The sequence below is a fragment of the Limnospira sp. PMC 289.06 genome (genome assembly GCF_032350395.1).
In the GTDB taxonomy this organism is placed as follows: Bacteria; Cyanobacteriota; Cyanobacteriia; order Cyanobacteriales; family Microcoleaceae; genus Limnospira; species Limnospira platensis.
Genome location: NZ_JARPLC010000047.1, coordinates 16,776 through 33,026 on the forward strand (window position 1 = coordinate 16,776; position 16,251 = coordinate 33,026).

The following is a 16,251-nucleotide window of genomic DNA, read 5'->3' on the forward strand; positions in this document are numbered from 1 at the left end:
ATCTTTGGGAGAAGGTTGAAATGAGTGAGTCACCGCGTTTGCCCCCGGAAACCTTGAATCTGGCTCCCCCTCTTGCTCCCTCTCCCTCTGGGAGAGGGCTGGGGTGAGGGCGGATGAGGACCGAGTTGCCAAACGGTAAGATGTACTCCCGATGGGGTTTGTCGTCATCTTTGGGAGAAGGTTGAAATGAGTGAGTCACCGCGTTTGCCCCCGGAAACCTTTGCACTGGGAAGAATTGCCAGTTTACTGGTGATGTTGGGGGCGGTGCTATACTTCACGGGTTGGACTTATCGCTGGATCTATTTCGGATTTTTCCAACTGGAAGTGACGACGCTGCCTTTGCCCCTAGAGTCGTTTTATATTGCTGCCTTTCAAGTGTTTTTCGGCAGTTTCCGCGCAATTCTCCATACTATTATAACCATCGCCTTGATTGTGGTGGGGGTTTATTGCAGTCTGTGGTTACTGGAAGGGCAACCCTCCCAAGGGTTCCAAGCTGGAATGCAGAAAATCTATCAGCGGACACTGGATTGTCTGAATACTCGTTTAACCCGTGGTCAACCGCCTCAACGCCTCTGGAAACGCGGGCTGTTTCGGTTGTATCGGGGACTGCTGCAACTGGTGAAGTCGTTTCTGGAGTTCCACCTGTTGGAGTATCAATCTCTGCGCTTTTTGCGATCGCTCCTGGATGAAACATTGATTATCTGTTGGCTGCTGGCGGGCTGTTTCTGGCTGGCACAATGGCAGGGAGAAGCCGATGCGTGGCGGGATGCCGTGAATGAAACCTCCTCTCTCCCGGTGGTGACGGTGGTGGTGCGAGAGGATAGTTTTCCCTTGGGGGTGAACCCCGATGATATCCGCAATCCCCAAGGTATCCGCATTATTGGTGACGCAAGCAGCTATCAGCAACTGCTGAGTGCGGCGATTAATAACCCCAGCCAGAATCGCGTCTGGCGGCTGCTGATTGATGTAGATGGAGACTATTATATATTCCCAGCCCTACCTGAACCCGATCAAACCCGCCGCCCGCCGTTGGTGGTGATGCCGCGTAGTCATCAAGGCGATCGCCTAATTCAGTTGCGCCCCACCCTCGACACCGATATTCCCAGTAGGGATAACAAGTGATAATCGCTCATCGATACCTAGGTAATAGGAAAGCCGGAAGGGTCGGTGATGGGATGACTATCGGGTTATGATTGAAATAGCCCGAAAAGCGTGACAACCTGCCCTTAAGATGAATCAAACCCTGTGGATCGCCCGACACGGCGATCGCCAAGACCATGCCGATTCCAATTGGTATCGTAGCAGTAGCAATCCCTTTGACCCGCCCTTGTCAGCCAAAGGCGAGAAGCAAGCGATCGCCCTAGCCCAACGTCTAGGGGAAGAAAAGATTAACTACATTTTCGCATCCCCATTTCTGCGAACCGTTGCTACCGCCCACGCCGTCGCCGAAGTTCTCGATTTACCAGTGCAACTAGAACCGGGACTGGGAGAGTTTTTAAGTGGTTACACCTTCCCCTATTTGCCGAAAACGCGATCGCCATCAGAACTCAAAGCAGATTTTCCCCGCATTAATCTTAACTATCAATCCCCCCAAAGTTTGCAGTATCCCGAAACCTGGTCTATGGCTCAACAACGCATGACCAGCACTATCCAACGCTTAACCACACAATACCCCGAAAATCTCCTTTTGGTAGGTCATGCAGCCTCAGTGAAAGGACTCACCCAAGCATTAATTACGCGAAAGCCGAAACTCAAAACCTCTCTTTGCTCTCTAGTCAAGTTAGTAGCTGATGATCATGGTTGGAACCTGGAACTAGCCGGAGATACTAGCCATCTGGAACTAGCCGGGGTGGCTTCCCAGTCTCATCTACTCAGAGCCGCTCTGAGATATTACCGCTATTATCGATATGCTTACCGATATCAGCCCGAATTACCTCGATGATATATAATATGTTGCGGTTAATGGTGCTAGAATCGGAAAGGCCAATCGTCCATAAGTTGGGTGCCCCTAATAATTTGCCAAACATTTGGCAGTGAAAACGCGATTTATAAAGGAAATAACTGCATGAGTTCAACAACCGTCCAAGCCAAATATGAAATTAAAGACCCAACACTCGCCTCAAAAGGCAAACAACGGATTGAATGGGCGGGGCGTGAAATGCCAGTTTTGCGCCAAATTGAAGAACGTTTTGCCCAAGAAAAGCCCTTTGAAGGTATTCGTTTAGTCGCTTGCTGTCACGTCACCACAGAAACAGCACATTTGGCGATCGCTCTCAAAGCTGGGGGCGCGGATGCTATACTTATTGCTAGTAACCCCCTGTCTACCCAAGACGATGTAGCCGCTAGTTTGGTGGTTGATTATGGCATCCCCGTTTTCGCTATGAAAGGGGAAGATACAGCCACCTATCTGCGCCACGTCGAGATTGCCCTAGATCACCGCCCCAATATTATTATTGATGACGGTAGTGATGTCACTGCTACCCTCGTTAAAAACCGTCAGCATCAAATACCTGAAATTATCGGCACCACTGAAGAAACCACTACCGGAATTGTGCGTCTGCGCGCCATGTTTAATGATGGGAAACTGACTTTCCCCGCTATGAACGTTAACGACGCGGATACTAAGCACTTTTTTGATAACCGCTACGGAACTGGTCAATCTACCCTTGATGGTATTATCCGCGCTACTAATGTTCTGCTCGCTGGTAAAAATGTCGTCGTTGTCGGTTACGGTTGGTGTGGTAAAGGCTCCGCCTTGCGCGCTCGTGGATTGGGTGCTAATGTGATTGTTACCGAAGTTGATCCAGTCCGGGCTATTGAAGCCGTCATGGACGGTTTCCGGGTCATGCCTATGGAACAAGCCGCTGCCGTGGGAGATTTGTTTATTACTGTAACTGGTAATAAGCACGTTATTCGTGGGGAACATTTCGATGTGATGAAAGATGGGGCTATGGTTTGTAACTCTGGTCACTTCGATATTGAAATTGACCTGAAAGCCCTGGCGGAACGTTCTACAGAAATCAAGGAAGTTCGTAACTTTACCCAACAATATAAGCTCAAAACTGGTAAATCTGTTGTCGTTTTGGGTGAAGGACGTTTGATCAATTTGGCTGCTGCTGAAGGTCATCCTAGTGCCGTTATGGATATGAGTTTTGCTAACCAGGCGATGGCTTGTGAATACCTGGTGAAAAATAAAGGCAAACTTGAACCCGGTCTGCACTCTATCCCCCAAGATGTCGATCAGGAAATTGCTCGCCTGAAGTTGAAGGCGATGGGTATTGCTATTGATACCTTGACCCCAGAACAGATTGAATATAGCAATTCCTGGACTATGGGAACTGATTAATCTGTCAAGTTTTTCTGGGGATTTAATTTAGGTATTTGTGATGGCAACCGGAAACGGTTGCCTAACTATATTCTGGTTGATTGATTCTACTTAGTTTTTTTATCTTTGCTGTGGCTTGTGGCAAAACTTTCTGTTGAACTTCAGCGCTATTTTTGGGAAGAGTCGCGTTCATCTCAGGTAACGCTGGGTGATATTATTACTCTGGCAGGAGAGCGGATTTTTGGGTTTTTGTTTGTGGTGCTGGCGCTGCCTTCCGCCCTCCCGATTCCGGCTCCTGGCTATTCGATTCCCTTTGGGATTTTATTATTTTTGTTAGCTATTCAATTGGTGGCGGGTTCACAAACGCCTTGGTTTCCAAATTCATGGCTCAACCGTCCTATGTCTTTGGAAAAGGTACAGGGAATTTTAAAAGTGGGGATTCCTTGGTTACAGAAAATTGAGGTGGTTTGTCGTCCCCGCTTAAGTTTTATTTGTACTCATCCCGTGGGACGGGTTGTGATTGGTTGTGCGATCGCCATTATGGCAGTCTCCATGATGCTCCCCATTCCCTTAACTAATACACTACCAGCGATCGGGATTTTTATTACCGGATTTGGGCTGTTAGATGATGATGGGGCCATTACCTTGGGGGGATTAGTAGTTTGTTTGATGGGAGCAGTCCTTTCCGGTTTAATTCTACTGTTTGGCTATGAAGCAGTGAAAGCCGGGATTAATTACCTACGGTTGTCTATCAGTCGCTAAAATCCCCTCCACTGGTCCGAAAAGTGATCACCATCACTACAACTGAGTTGATTGCGTCATCAGTTGATTTGCGTAGTCTCACCTAGAAACCCTATGAACATCACGAGAATCACTCCGAGAAATCACTGAGATTTTCGGAAACCTTTGGGATGATGAAGATACTAAAAGGTTGGCCGCTTACTTGTCCTGGAGAGAAATATGATTGTGATGACTACATCTACCAAAACTTATATCAACCCGGATGGCTCACTCGCAGAACTTCCTCTGTCCACCAAATTCGGGAATATAGAACTTAGACAGATTTACCATCTAGCCCAAACCAAGAATTGGGAACCTGAAACTCTCGAAAGTCGCATCGATCGCGCTTTGTCCATGGTCGATGCTAATTGGGGGAATCCCAAAGAACAGCTTTTGTTAGAATTAGTTCGTCAGGGTAGGGCCGACCAAATCGATGGTATTGAATATTGGACTGCTCAAATCGACGAAACACGGGCGGCGGGAATTTGTCTTGACCCGGTTACATTGACATTAGAAGTTATGGTGATTGATTTACAGTGGTTTACCCCTATCCATCGGGAACAGGTGAGAACCCTATCAAGATTATGCCAGCTTACCAGTTCAAGTTGTTATGATTCAGAATCGGGCTCGAAATATTGGTCGCTATAGCTGAGCGCAAGTGCAATAATGATCATACTTACCAACATATTTCCGAAAATATCGCGAAATTACCAGTTAATCGCCCTCTCATCATCAATAGCTAGGGTGCGTCAAGCAGCAATATGTTCGCACCCTAAAGTCTAATTCTATAACACGCCTGCCCGTTGTAGCAGTACCAGGGTCCCCTGTAAGTCAGCTAGATTGGCTAAGTCAATTCTTGGCGGATTGATTTGATCAATAGATAACTGTCGCTCTGGGGCTGGTATCCCTTCGACTAGGGGATATTCTTTGGTTTCTCGGGCGAAGAAGTTTTGGGCGTTATTGGTCAGTAAAAACTGGATAAATCGCTGTGCATCTTGGGCGTTTCTGGCTGTGTCGAGAATAGCTACTCCGGCTATATTAATTAATGATCCCGTATCGCCACGGGTGTAGTGGTGAGCGACAGGGAAGTTAGGATCATCTGCTAAGAAGCGATATAGGTAGTAGTTATTGGTTAACCCCATATCTACTTCTCCTCGACCTACAGCTTCAACAATAGCGGTATTGTTCCGGTAAACCACAGCCCCATTATTTCTCATGGCTTGGAGCCATTCCAGGGTTTTAGCATCACCTTCTACTAGGCGCATGGCGGTAACGAAGGACTGAAAAGAACCGTTGGTGGGAGCCCAGCCAACTCTCCCCCGCCATTTGGGTTGGGTTAGTTCAGAGATGGAGTTGGGTAGTTGGTTGCGGTTGACCTGGTTGGTGTTGTAGGCTAGTACCCGCGCTCTACCTGTAATCCCTACCCAGTGGTTGTTAGGGGAACGGAAACGAGAATCTACTTTGCTGATCATTTGTGCGGGAATGGCGCGAGTTCGACCGGCTTTTTGTAAGGCTCCCAAGGCTCCAGCATCTTGAGCAAAAAATATGTCAGCAGGGCTATTGCGTCCTTCTTCGAGAATAGCGATCGCTAATTCTGCAGTATCACCATAGCGGACCCTAATATTAATACCTAGCTGCTGTTCCGCTTGTTTGATTAATGGACCAATCAGAGCTTCTCCTCGCCCAGAGTAAATAGTTAAAGTCTGATTCTGAGACTGGCTAACTTGGGCTAAACCCAGAACTAAGGCTAGGGTGAGCATCCCCGCCAAAAAATGTCTACGTTTGAACATTTGTTACCCTCATCTAGTTTTTGTCAGCGACAGTTATTAAGAATTAGTTGCATCTAATTCCAGACAAACTATATCACCCTGTGGGGAGTTAAACAAGAATTTTTATTAATAAAGGAAGAGTGAGCCGCAGGTCAGAGGCTGGTTAATAGGTGTTAATACATTGCCACCAAGACAGAGCCGATGATTATATCATAATAGATAGCATTAAGTTTATTGATAAGTAATGTCAATATAGCCAAACTGGGGGAATAAATGACTATAATAGTCAACTAAACGTGCTGTTGTAATAGTTCAAATTGTTGAGAGGAAATGCGGTTAGCCTGATATAAGGTTTGGGAAATTTCATCGAGACTTAATACCGCATGGCCACGATAGCCATTTTCTGTCAACCTTTCCATGACGTTGCGACCATGATCGATAAATACGACAATATCCTCAACCCTGAGTCCTGCGGCTTGTAATGTGGCGGCTCCTTTCATGACACTATTGCCGGTAATGAGGATATCATCGACAACGACAACGACTTCCCCTGGCTGAAAATGTCCTTCTATGGCTCTTTTTGCCCCATAGCTTTTAACTTCCTTTCGGGGAAAGACCATAGGCCGTCCTAAGCGGAGAGATAGACCCGTGGCTGTAGGTAGAGACCCATAGGGAATACCCGCAATGCGATCGAAATTAAGATTTTGGAGAATTTCCCCATAGGCTCCGACAATTTGATGAAAAATCTGGGGGATGGAAATAATCCGGCGCAAGTCAATATAATAGGGTAGAACCTCTCCTGACGATTGCACATGGTCGCCAAACATAATGCAACCAATATCATAAAGTTGCAGAATCAGGTCGCGGTGGGGTTCATTTTCCAAGAAACAGACATCAGGAAGCCACAGGTCACAGCTAGGACTACCTTGCATAACCCGCAGGCGTTCGTCATTGATAGCATCTCGCAAAGACCGCACCGCCTCTGTCACAGTTCCCCGTTGTAATAAACGTGGTGGTAGGGGTAGCAATAGACCCGCACCGTCAGCACCCAAACCCGCCGCCAGAATTTGGATCAGATCATCTTGTTCGGTTAGATCGTTTTCCTCAGCACTATTTCCCTGAACCAAAATCAAACGTTCTGGGGCTTGACGACGAATTCGTGCTAACACATCAGCCATGACCCCGACTTCTAACCCGACCTGTTCTGGAGTTCCCCAGGTTTGGGTAGCTCGCACCAATTCTAAGTAAAGTGGATGTGCCGGGTTAGGATGTTCTTGGAGTAGGTTAGCGGAGGGGTTAGAGGTGGCACACAGGACAAATACTGCTTTATCAGGATAGAGGAGAAAGGGTGTGACCAAATCCTGTCCGGTGTAGGGGGATACGGTACAAGCATCAACCCCCCATTCTTTAAAAATCATGCGCGCAAACAGGCTGGCACTATTGAGGTCGGCGTGTTTAGCATCGAGAATGACTGGCATTGTAGAGGGGATCTGGTCTAAAATCTGCTGTAAAAGATGCCACCCGGACAAGCCAAGTCCTAAATAGGCATTTAAAGTTAGTTTATAGGCACAAACTAAGTAGGCGGTTTGGTGTACGATCGCCTTTAACCATCGATACCACTCCTCCACGAGTTTACCATCATCAACTAGCCCTAGACCCTGCTCATTCTCAAAGTTAGGCGGATATACTTCCGGGTCCGGGTCGAGGTTCACATAAAGCAAACTTTGGTTGCGGTCAATGCTGCTAATTAGTTTATCGGAAAAATTCATATTGCCTCCATTTAATCGAACCGCTAGAATACTGTGATTCACTAGGAATTTATGGGCAATGCCTGAGCAAGTTAATTTCCAATCATCTCCGTCCCATATTAATCAAATTGCCTTGGCTTTTAGAAAGGGAGGGTTAATCGGCTTATGTTTGCAGGTTTTTTTTGGGGTTGTACCCATTTTTCTGTTGTTGTTTGCGTTATTTCTCAGTCCCGCCAGAAATAGACGGCTTGACAATCATTTGTGGGCTTAGTTCTGGCTTATGGTTGTTTGTTGGCTCTAGGGTTTACCATTTATTGGTGTTTTCACTATACCCGAATTGGTGATCAACTGACTGACCCGGGCCGTCGTCCGAGTAAGGCTAGTGTAACTCGCTCTCTTTGGATTGGGTTAGCTACTAATATAGCGGGTATGATTTGTGCTATGGTTGTGGCAATGTGGAAGGTGGGGGCTCTATTATTTACAATGCTGTCTGTGCCACCGGGAGCCGCCACGATTTATAATCCTAGTGAGGGGGCGGCTATTTTAAGTCGCAGCGGTCCGATTATTGTGCCTATGGATATGATTACACTACAGGCTGCTGTTAATGCTATGGCGGCGGAGTTGGTGGGGATTCTTGTATCTTTATTTCTGCTCTATCAAATTACTCAAAGTTTATCTAATCGGGAAAAAAGGGTGACTGATTTGGGGGGTTAATGAGGAGCGATCGCTTTCAGATTAAGTGATCAAGGCTGAGAGTAAGTGTTAAGCGACCACCGCCAAACCATACTTTTGAAATATATTTATAGCTGTGCTGACTTCTTCTGGGGTGGGTTCTTCGGTATCTTTAAGTTTATATTCATAGCCGATTTGCTCCCATTTATATTCTCCCATTTTATGAAAGGGCAAAATCTCGACTTTTTCTACATTGCTGAAGCCGGACACAAACTTAGCTAATGCCTCCATATTATTGATGTCATTAGTTAAATTGGGTACTAACACAAACCGCACCCATGTCGGTTTATTAATCTCATGTAAATACTTGGCAAAATTCAGGGTTGGTTCTACGGAAACACAGGTGACTTTCCGATAGGTTTCGCTGTGATAAGATTTGATATCTAAAAGCACTAAATCGGTATAATCTAGCACTGGTTTGGCTACATTAATGGGGATATAACCAGAGGTATCTAAGGCTGTATGAATCCCCAATTCCCGACAGCGCCGGAATATTTCTGCCACGAATTCTGGCTGCATTAAGGGTTCGCCACCAGTGACGGTAATACCGCCATTAGAAAACCGCATATAGGAGCGATATTTGACTACTTCTTGGATGATTTCTTCGACTGTGACTTGTTTACCGCCTGCTACTTCTTGACAGTCGGGGTTATGACAATAAAGACAGCGCAGGGGACAACCCTGGGTAAACACGACAAATCTAATTCCTGGACCGTCTACGGTTCCGCAACTTTCATAGGAATGAATGTTACCCGATATTTGAGTTTGAGAATCAGACATAATTATGATAATAGACAACAGAAACCCGGATTGATTAAAACCGGGTTATTACAGACTAACTAATGATGGATAACCACCGAGTTAATCACATTTAACTGTAGATTAACCCGGTGTATAAATCTCTAGATGCGACTATGGAAAGTACGATTAATCACATCTAATTGTTGTTCGCGGGTCAACTTGATAAAGTTGACGGCGTAACCGGATACACGAATGGTTAGTTGTGGATATTTTTCGGGATGTTCCATGGCTTCGACCAAGGTTTCCCGGTTCAGGACGTTGACGTTAATATGATGGCCGTCGTCGGCGAAGTAACCATCTAAAATTCCCACCAGGTTGCTAATACGATCGCCTTCCTGTTTTCCTAATGCTTGTGGTACAATAGAAAAGGTGTAAGAAATGCCGTCTTGAGAATGCTCATAGGGCAGTTTCGCCACAGAAGCCAAAGCCGCGATCGCTCCTTGTGTATCCCGTGCGTGCATAGGATTAGCACCCGGTGCAAAAGGTTCGCCAGCTTTCCGACCGTCAGGAGTATTACCAGTTTTCTTACCGTAAACCACATTAGAAGTAATGGTCAGAATTGACTGGGTAGGAACTGAGTTCCGGTAGGTTTTGTGCTGACGGATTTTGTTCATAAATTGCTTGACCAAATTGGCAGCAATATCATCAACGCGATCGTCATTATTCCCGAATTTGGGATAATCGCCTTCGATTTCATAATCCACTACCAAACCTTGGTCATTGCGGATCACTTTCACCCGAGAATATTTAATAGCAGAGAAAGCATCAGCTACCACAGACAGACCCGCCATACCACAAGCCATCGTCCGATATACATCACGATCATGCAGTGCCAGTTCAATCCGCTCGTAGGCGTATTTATCGTGCATGAAGTGAATAATATTCAGGGTGTTGACATACAACCGAGACAACCATTCTAAACAGCGATCGAATTTCTCCGCCACATCTTCATATTCGAGATAATCGCCCTTAACTGGAAGCCATGAGGGGCCGATTTGCTCGCCAGTTGTCTCATCTTTACCGCCATTAATCGCATACAGTAGCGCCTTGGCTAAATTCGCCCGTGCGCCGAAAAACTGCATTTGCTTACCGATTTTCATGGCGCTAACACAGCAAGCAATGCCATAATCATCGCCATATTCTGCCCGCATCAAATCGTCATTTTCATACTGGGTAGAACAGGTTTCAATGGAGACCTTAGCACAGTAGCGCTTAAAGTTCTCTGGCAAACGTTCCGACCATAAAATAGTCAGGTTAGGTTCAGGAGCAGCACCCAAGGTGTAGAGTGTGTGCAGGAACCGGAAACTGTTTTTTGTGACTAAGGGGCGACCATCTTCACCCATACCACCAATACATTCTGTTACCCAGGTAGGATCACCAGAAAATAGTTGGTTATATTCAGGAGCCCGCAGGAACCGCACCATCCGTAATTTCATCACGAAATGGTCGATAATTTCCTGAGCCCCACTTTCGGTGAGAGTGCCATTTTGGAAATCTCGCTCGAAGTAGATATCTAAGAAATTAGATACCCGTCCCAGAGACATAGCCGCGCCATTTTGTTCTTTGACTGCTGCTAAATAGCCAAAATAAGTCCACTGTACGGCTTCTTGGGCGGTGGCGGCGGGTTTGGCGATGTTCAACCCGTATGATGCTGCCATTTCTTTGAGTTCTTGGAGCGATCGGATTTCTTCGCAGATTTCTTCGCGCCGCGCGATCGTTTCTGAGTCCATTGCGTCTAATTCCAGAGACGCTTGTTGCTCTTTTTTGTCTAAAATTAGGCGATCGACTCCATACAGCGCCACCCGCCGATAGTCACCAATAATGCGACCGCGACCATAAGCATCTGGTAATCCCGTTACCAGTCCAGAATGGCGCGCTAGGAGAATTTCTGGCGTGTAAGCATCAAAAACACCATCATTGTGGGTTTTGCGATACTGAGTAAAGATTTTTTCCGTTTCCGGGTCCAGTTCGTAGCCGTAGGCTTCTAGGGATTTTTTAACTACCCGAATACCACCATAGGGCATAATCGCTCGTTTCAGGGGTTTATCAGTTTGCAAACCCACGATTTGCTCTAAACTGCGATCTATATATCCCGCACCATAGGCATTAATCCCAGAAGGAATTTTAGTTTCTGCGTCTAAAATGCCCTTTTTGCGTTCCTCTGCCATCAGTTCCTTAACCTGATCCCAGAGGTTATTGGTGCGTTCTGTAGCATTAGCTAAAAACCCGCTATCTCCTTCATAAAGACTGTAGTTTTTTTGGATAAAATCACGAACATTTACTTCTTTCGTCCATTTACCCTGTTTAAATCCTTGCCATTCGGGAGTTATATTACCACTACTGTTGTCTGTAGGTGATGTCAGTTTCGTGGGTTTTTCTACAGTTGAAACCATATCTTTAAGTTTCCTCTTGTTCAGTTCTTTAGGGTTGAGGCAGTCTCACAAATTAGCAGCCATATACTCCCCGATAAACACCCCTACAATCCGTGGGCAATTTACCGTTACCAAAACAGTTCACAGACGGGGCAGCATTCACAACCTCAAGCTATATAATTGGCAGACTAGACATGATAAAATGACAAGTCTTGACACCAAACAATTAATGCTATCTGGGTTGCAGGTACTATCTATATAGTTGTTAATCGGGAAATCTGGTGGACAGAGTGCCGCAGGTGTTATTTTTCTTTCTGGCAATAATTTTCAATCACCACCTACGACGCATTTTTGGATTGAACTTCTAACTAATTAAGAGCTATTTGCTGACTAACCTTTTTTCTTTCTCTTCTACTATTAATAACTAAAAATACAGTATTTGTAAATAGTAAAAAGTAGGATTTAGTATCCAGTTTTTGTTACTTATATGCTGAAATACCTATAATGAGTAGGATAAAGTAGGATAAAGTAGGATTTAGGATAATTTAGGATAATTTAATAGTCTCGTTTTCTGGGCAAAGCTGGCCCCAGGGAGCCGTCTATCAGTCCCTTTCCTAGATCAGAAATTCAAGATCATTTATATGTATTAATTAGAGTGCCCAAAATTAAACTTTTTTTAAGAGTTGAGAGCCGATTTACCCTTGTCAGTTGGCGTATATCATTGTATAATACGACCGTTTGTGGTCGTGCCAATATGTAAAGACGCGCCCCACTCCCAAGCGAAAACTATGAGCAATTCCGAAACAATTTTTACGAAAATCATCCGCCGGGAAATTCCAGCCGATATCGTCTATGAAGATGATCTAGTGTTAGCTTTCCGAGACGTTGCACCCCAAGCACCCGTTCACATTTTGGTAATTCCCAAAAAACCGATTCCTAAATTAGAGGAAGCGACCCCCGATGACCATGGGCTGATGGGACATTTACTGCTGAAGGTGAAACAAGTAGCCCAGGAAGCTGGGTTAACTAATGGTTATCGTGTAGTGATTAATAATGGTTCTGATGGGGGACAAACTGTAGATCATCTTCACATTCATATCCTGGGAGGTCGGGCTATGCAGTGGCCTCCTGGTTGAGGTTAATTTCTAGGTTTCAGCCTTGAGATTTTGGGCAACTTGATTAAGTCGTTGAATACCGATTTTAGTTTCCCGCAAACCATTAGCAGTTTCAGTGGAACTTTGACTAAGACTATTCATAGCCTGGAAGACTTGCTGAATTGCTTGGGCCTGTTGTTGGGAACTCAGAGAGATTTGTTGGGAATTTAAAACCACTTCATTAATCGCCTCTAGGGTGGCTTCCTGATTGCTAATAATCACATGATTAATGGCATCACTGACATCTGTAGAGGCTTTTAAAACCGGGTTAATGGCTTCGGTAACTTTTTCAAAAGCATTGACGGTCCCCCGAGAAAGTTCGATAGTTTGTTCGGCAGTCTTGCTACCCTCATTAGTGACTAATACGGTACTATCGATCGCCTTTTGAATATTATTAACTAAAGCGGTAATTTTTTGAGCCGACTGTTTACTCTGGTCTGCCAATTTGCGGATTTCCATGGCTACCACAGCAAAACCTTTACCATGAACACCAGCACGGGCGGCTTCTACGGCTGCATTCAATGCTAACATATTAGTCTGGTTAGCCAAATCAGCCGCCATATTAGTAATCATGCCAACTTGTTCAGTTTGCTGGCTGAGTCGAACAATTTGATCAGCAATAGCCTCTACTTTTTCCTTGAGATTCAAGATTTTCTGTAGGGTTAGCTGTACCGCCTCGGTTTCCGACTCAGCGAGTTTTAACACCTGCTGGGCGCTTTCAGAAGAAAACTGACCGAGAGTGAGGACTTGCTGGCCGCTTTTGATCGAAGATTTAGCCATATCTAAGACTTGATTGGCGATATCGGCGGAGGATTCTGCCTGTTCGGCCATTGACCGGGCTGCTTCTCCTAGTTCATCCATTGTAGCAGTAGTTTCATTAATTGCTCCTGCCTGTTGGCTGGCGTTGCGTTCTTGTTGTTCTGTGGTACTAGCAATCTGATTAGAAGAACTCGCAATTATACTAATGCTATCATTAAGAGTCCGGCTAATGCGGGCGGAAATTACCAGAGCCAAAACAATAGCTAGAGTAGCAGCTATAAACATTCCCAATGCAGCCATCATAGTGAGAGTATTCATGGCATTTTCCAACTCTCTATACTTAGCATTGAGAAGCTGCTGCTTTTGCTCGTCAATATTTTCTCCGGTAGCTGCTACCTCACTGACACTAAGGGCTTTTGCTTCGGCTTGGGCTAAGGGTAATTGATTACTATCAATCAGATTAAATACGTTTCTGGAAATCCGATCAATCTCATTACCAGCTTGTCTGATCTTGGTTAATTCATCCCTCAACCTGGGATCATCAATCTGTCTCATCAAGTTGTCATAATTAGTTGTGAACTGCTCAAAGGCTTGTTTATAGAGACTTTCGTAGTCTTCTAACTCAGGGTATAAAAGGCTCATTCGCACATTTCGCAACATTTTATAAATGCCAAAAATCATCTGATCAACAAATTCCATTTGCAGTTGAGTGGTCTCGACTGCAGCGGTAATTTTCACCACGTTTGTAGCTTGGTGGTAAATTACTGATACCACTCCAAAAGAGAGTAAAATCGGTATAGCATATCCTATCAATATGCGCCATTTAAGTTTGATAGTTTGGCGTTTAGATTCAATCATTAATCAGTGGTGTATAAAAGATGAACAGGTAAATCAAAGGCTTTCAGGTTTCTTCCCGAAAAGGCAATCCTTAAAAAAGGTGCTGGTTGGCTCTGGACTTGGGTAATATATATCATAAACTTGCCTATTTATAGGGATGTTGCAGATAGATGGGAACTGCTAATATCAGGAAATCAAAATATTTTAGATTCGGGATAAATCGATGCACTCAAGGGCTAGGGTCGGGCTTGAGTCCCGTAGATGCTAGTCGGAAATCATTATTAATCCTGGCTGTAACTGCTTGTCTAGGTTTATCCCGTTCCCAGTGAATTTTTTGAGCGGGAAAGTAAATGGCCTGATATGCTTTAACTGTCTCCTGTTGAGATAGGCCTTCTTGCGATCGCCTAATAGCTCGTTCTAATGCGGTTTCCCAACTACATTCAATCCAAAAAGAAAGGTCATAGTATGACTGGAACTCTTGTTTTAACAAAAAGATTCCTTCCAAGATAATTATATCAATATTGTCGAATTTATATCTATGCTTTTGATATTCTGTGGCGGTTTCTTGAGTATAATTGACCTCAAGAGAGACTGAGCGAAGTTGGCGCAGGGGAAAGACTAATTGGCTGAATAACTGGTCAAAGCGAATCGCATATTGATAAAAGTGGGCGGCGGGGTTAGTCTGGCTAAATCTTTGGTGGGGTAGATTAAGCCATCCATCAATATTGATGCTGGCTACCCGCAGGTTTCCCTGGCTAAGTATTTTGACAATTTGGGCGGTGATATAGCCTTTTCCAGAAGCGTCAATTCCTGAGATGGCGACTAGGACGGGTTGCTGAGGTGACAGCAATTTACGCTGAATAGCGATCGCATCAATAATATCATTAAGATTAATAGGTTGGTAATTTACTGCCATTGTGTTGTATAATGGGCTAGTTACTAATTGTTATGGCGCGGTTGATTCGGGCTTCTGTCTATCTGGTAAGGGGCGAAAATCTTTACAGAGGGAAGGTTAAATGGCTGAAATGACGGTAACAGATGCTTTGGCAGAATTAACGCTACTGGGTAAGCGCATAGAATCAGCCCGATCAGGGTTAGAAGGTAATACATTAATCACTGTAGTAGAAGTGGGAAAAACTCCTGTGGGCTACAGAAATCGGGATGAGTATAACACTAAAGCACGGGCGGCGGTGCAAAAGGTAGATGCTTTAATTGCCCGTCGGCGTACAATTAAAAGGGCAGTGGTTTTGTCTAATGCGGTGACAATGGTATCAGTAGCAGGGGAAGAAATGACTGTGGCTGAAGCGATCGAGATGAAAAACTTTATCGCCTATTATGAGTCGGTTCTGAATACGATGGAATCAGCTTATACTTCGGCGCGCAAAGATTTTGATGTAGCCCAGGCGCGGGTGAAGGAAAGACTGGTTGACACTCCCCAGCCTAAAGGCGTGGGGATTCTTCCTTCAACGACTCGACTTGCTCTGACAGGTTTGCACCAACCAAAGTAGCGGTCAAATCTCCAGAAGCGTTAAGTTTCCGTATGCCCTACGGTACTCAAGGCAGCCTTCAGAATGTTGATGGCTGCGTTATAGTCTCGGTCTAACTCACACCCACACTGACAAACATGGGTTCGAGTCGAGAGACTTTTCTTGACAACCGTGCCGCAGCTCGAGCATTTTTGAGAGGTATAAGCAGGGTTTACCGCTACGGTAATCTTGCCAAATTTTACCCCAAAATACTCCAACCATTTCCTGAACTGATACCAAAGAGCATCGTGAATCGACTTGGCGAGACAGTGGTTTCTCACAATATTCTTAATCCTCAAATCTTCGTAAGCCACCAGATCGTTAGATTGGATTACGCAACGCGCCAATCTCTTGGCGTGTTCTTCACGTTGCCGACTTATTTTGAGGTGTGCTCGCCCGAGTCGATTAACGGCTTTTTTTCGGTTGGCAGAGCCTTTCTGTTTTTGGA

At 45.1% G+C, this 16,251-nt stretch carries 14 protein-coding genes and 1 pseudogene; 8 read left to right on the plus strand and 7 right to left on the minus strand.

Going from position 1 to position 16,251, the window contains the following annotated elements; all coding sequences use genetic code 11:
* The first annotated feature begins 186 nt into the window (after positions 1 to 186).
* The 5 genes from P5674_RS11955 to P5674_RS11975 all read left to right on the plus strand — a co-directional run bounded on the left by P5674_RS11955 (position 187) and on the right by P5674_RS11975 (position 4,753).
* Positions 187 to 1,122: a hypothetical protein gene (locus tag P5674_RS11955; protein ID WP_062945565.1), complete on the plus strand. Its 936-nt coding sequence runs from the start codon at positions 187 to 189 to the stop codon at positions 1,120 to 1,122.
* Positions 1,123 to 1,231: 109 nt separating this feature from the next.
* Positions 1,232 to 1,942, plus strand: coding sequence for a histidine phosphatase family protein (locus tag P5674_RS11960; RefSeq protein ID WP_014274135.1), 711 nt, complete (start codon positions 1,232 to 1,234; stop codon positions 1,940 to 1,942).
* Positions 1,943 to 2,065: 123 nt separating this feature from the next.
* Positions 2,066 to 3,346, plus strand: a complete 1,281-nt coding sequence (gene ahcY / locus P5674_RS11965) for an adenosylhomocysteinase (RefSeq protein WP_006618198.1) — start codon at positions 2,066 to 2,068, stop codon at positions 3,344 to 3,346.
* 117 nt (positions 3,347 to 3,463) lie between these two features.
* Complete coding sequence (locus tag P5674_RS11970; RefSeq protein WP_043467950.1) at positions 3,464 to 4,087, plus strand: exopolysaccharide biosynthesis protein; 624 nt, start codon at positions 3,464 to 3,466, stop codon at positions 4,085 to 4,087.
* A 207-nt stretch (positions 4,088 to 4,294) separates the two neighbouring features.
* Positions 4,295 to 4,753, plus strand: coding sequence for a hypothetical protein (locus P5674_RS11975; RefSeq protein WP_231852238.1), 459 nt, complete (start codon positions 4,295 to 4,297; stop codon positions 4,751 to 4,753).
* 137 nt (positions 4,754 to 4,890) lie between these two features.
* On the opposite strand, the gene P5674_RS11980 is transcribed toward P5674_RS11975, so the two are convergent.
* Both P5674_RS11980 and P5674_RS11985 read right to left on the minus strand, forming a co-directional pair.
* Positions 4,891 to 5,895, minus strand: coding sequence for an iron ABC transporter substrate-binding protein (locus P5674_RS11980; RefSeq protein ID WP_014274137.1), 1,005 nt, complete (start codon positions 5,893 to 5,895; stop codon positions 4,891 to 4,893).
* Positions 5,896 to 6,164: 269 nt separating this feature from the next.
* Complete coding sequence (locus P5674_RS11985) at positions 6,165 to 7,643, minus strand: bifunctional orotidine-5'-phosphate decarboxylase/orotate phosphoribosyltransferase (RefSeq protein ID WP_062945566.1); 1,479 nt, start codon at positions 7,641 to 7,643, stop codon at positions 6,165 to 6,167.
* 240 nt (positions 7,644 to 7,883) lie between these two features.
* Here P5674_RS11985 and P5674_RS11990 point away from each other — a divergent pair, with 240 nt between their 5' ends.
* Positions 7,884 to 8,336: a DUF3611 family protein gene (locus tag P5674_RS11990; RefSeq protein WP_062945567.1), complete on the plus strand. Its 453-nt coding sequence runs from the start codon at positions 7,884 to 7,886 to the stop codon at positions 8,334 to 8,336.
* Between the two features lie 48 nt (positions 8,337 to 8,384).
* On the opposite strand, the gene pflA is transcribed toward P5674_RS11990, so the two are convergent.
* Positions 8,385 to 9,134, minus strand: a complete 750-nt coding sequence (gene pflA / locus P5674_RS11995; protein ID WP_006618191.1) for a pyruvate formate-lyase-activating protein — start codon at positions 9,132 to 9,134, stop codon at positions 8,385 to 8,387.
* A 122-nt stretch (positions 9,135 to 9,256) separates the two neighbouring features.
* Positions 9,257 to 11,548, minus strand: a complete 2,292-nt coding sequence (gene pflB / locus P5674_RS12000; protein ID WP_014274142.1) for a formate C-acetyltransferase — start codon at positions 11,546 to 11,548, stop codon at positions 9,257 to 9,259.
* 767 nt (positions 11,549 to 12,315) lie between these two features.
* On the opposite strand from pflB, the gene P5674_RS12005 reads away from it, so the two are divergent.
* Positions 12,316 to 12,663 carry a histidine triad nucleotide-binding protein gene (locus tag P5674_RS12005; RefSeq protein WP_014274143.1) on the plus strand — a complete coding sequence of 116 codons (348 nt, stop codon included), beginning with the start codon at positions 12,316 to 12,318 and terminating at the stop codon, positions 12,661 to 12,663.
* A gap of 9 nt (positions 12,664 to 12,672) precedes the next feature.
* On the opposite strand, the gene P5674_RS12010 is transcribed toward P5674_RS12005, so the two are convergent.
* Positions 12,673 to 14,298 (minus strand): methyl-accepting chemotaxis protein, encoded by a 1,626-nt coding sequence (locus tag P5674_RS12010; RefSeq protein WP_014274144.1) that lies wholly within the window; start codon positions 14,296 to 14,298, stop codon positions 12,673 to 12,675.
* A 208-nt stretch (positions 14,299 to 14,506) separates the two neighbouring features.
* Complete coding sequence (locus P5674_RS12015; RefSeq protein WP_014274145.1) at positions 14,507 to 15,193, minus strand: uridine kinase family protein; 687 nt, start codon at positions 15,191 to 15,193, stop codon at positions 14,507 to 14,509.
* A gap of 100 nt (positions 15,194 to 15,293) precedes the next feature.
* Between P5674_RS12015 and P5674_RS12020 the strand changes: the two genes are divergently transcribed.
* Positions 15,294 to 15,785 carry a hypothetical protein gene (locus tag P5674_RS12020; protein WP_014274146.1) on the plus strand — a complete coding sequence of 164 codons (492 nt, stop codon included), beginning with the start codon at positions 15,294 to 15,296 and terminating at the stop codon, positions 15,783 to 15,785.
* On the opposite strand, the pseudogene P5674_RS12025 reads toward P5674_RS12020, so the two are convergent.
* A pseudogene (locus tag P5674_RS12025) lies at positions 15,718 to 16,251 on the minus strand (RNA-guided endonuclease InsQ/TnpB family protein); the annotation flags it as partial. The gene P5674_RS12020 and the pseudogene P5674_RS12025 sit on opposite strands and share 68 nt — an antisense overlap.

Excerpts from the sequence above, each read along its gene's own strand:
- P5674_RS11955 (WP_062945565.1), top strand. The coding sequence starts at position 187 with ATGAGTGAGTCACCGCGTTTGCCCCCGGAAACCTTTGCACTGGGAAGA.
- P5674_RS11960 (WP_014274135.1), top strand. The coding sequence starts at position 1,232 with ATGAATCAAACCCTGTGGATCGCCCGACACGGCGATCGCCAAGACCAT.
- ahcY (WP_006618198.1), top strand. The coding sequence starts at position 2,066 with ATGAGTTCAACAACCGTCCAAGCCAAATATGAAATTAAAGACCCAACA.
- P5674_RS11975 (WP_231852238.1), top strand. The coding sequence starts at position 4,295 with ATGACTACATCTACCAAAACTTATATCAACCCGGATGGCTCACTCGCA.
- P5674_RS11980 (WP_014274137.1), bottom strand. The coding sequence starts at position 5,895 with ATGTTCAAACGTAGACATTTTTTGGCGGGGATGCTCACCCTAGCCTTA.
- P5674_RS11985 (WP_062945566.1), bottom strand. The coding sequence starts at position 7,643 with ATGAATTTTTCCGATAAACTAATTAGCAGCATTGACCGCAACCAAAGT.
- pflA (WP_006618191.1), bottom strand. The coding sequence starts at position 9,134 with ATGTCTGATTCTCAAACTCAAATATCGGGTAACATTCATTCCTATGAA.
- pflB (WP_014274142.1), bottom strand. The coding sequence starts at position 11,548 with ATGGTTTCAACTGTAGAAAAACCCACGAAACTGACATCACCTACAGAC.
- P5674_RS12005 (WP_014274143.1), top strand. The coding sequence starts at position 12,316 with ATGAGCAATTCCGAAACAATTTTTACGAAAATCATCCGCCGGGAAATT.
- P5674_RS12010 (WP_014274144.1), bottom strand. The coding sequence starts at position 14,298 with ATGATTGAATCTAAACGCCAAACTATCAAACTTAAATGGCGCATATTG.
- P5674_RS12015 (WP_014274145.1), bottom strand. The coding sequence starts at position 15,193 with ATGGCAGTAAATTACCAACCTATTAATCTTAATGATATTATTGATGCG.
- P5674_RS12020 (WP_014274146.1), top strand. The coding sequence starts at position 15,294 with ATGGCTGAAATGACGGTAACAGATGCTTTGGCAGAATTAACGCTACTG.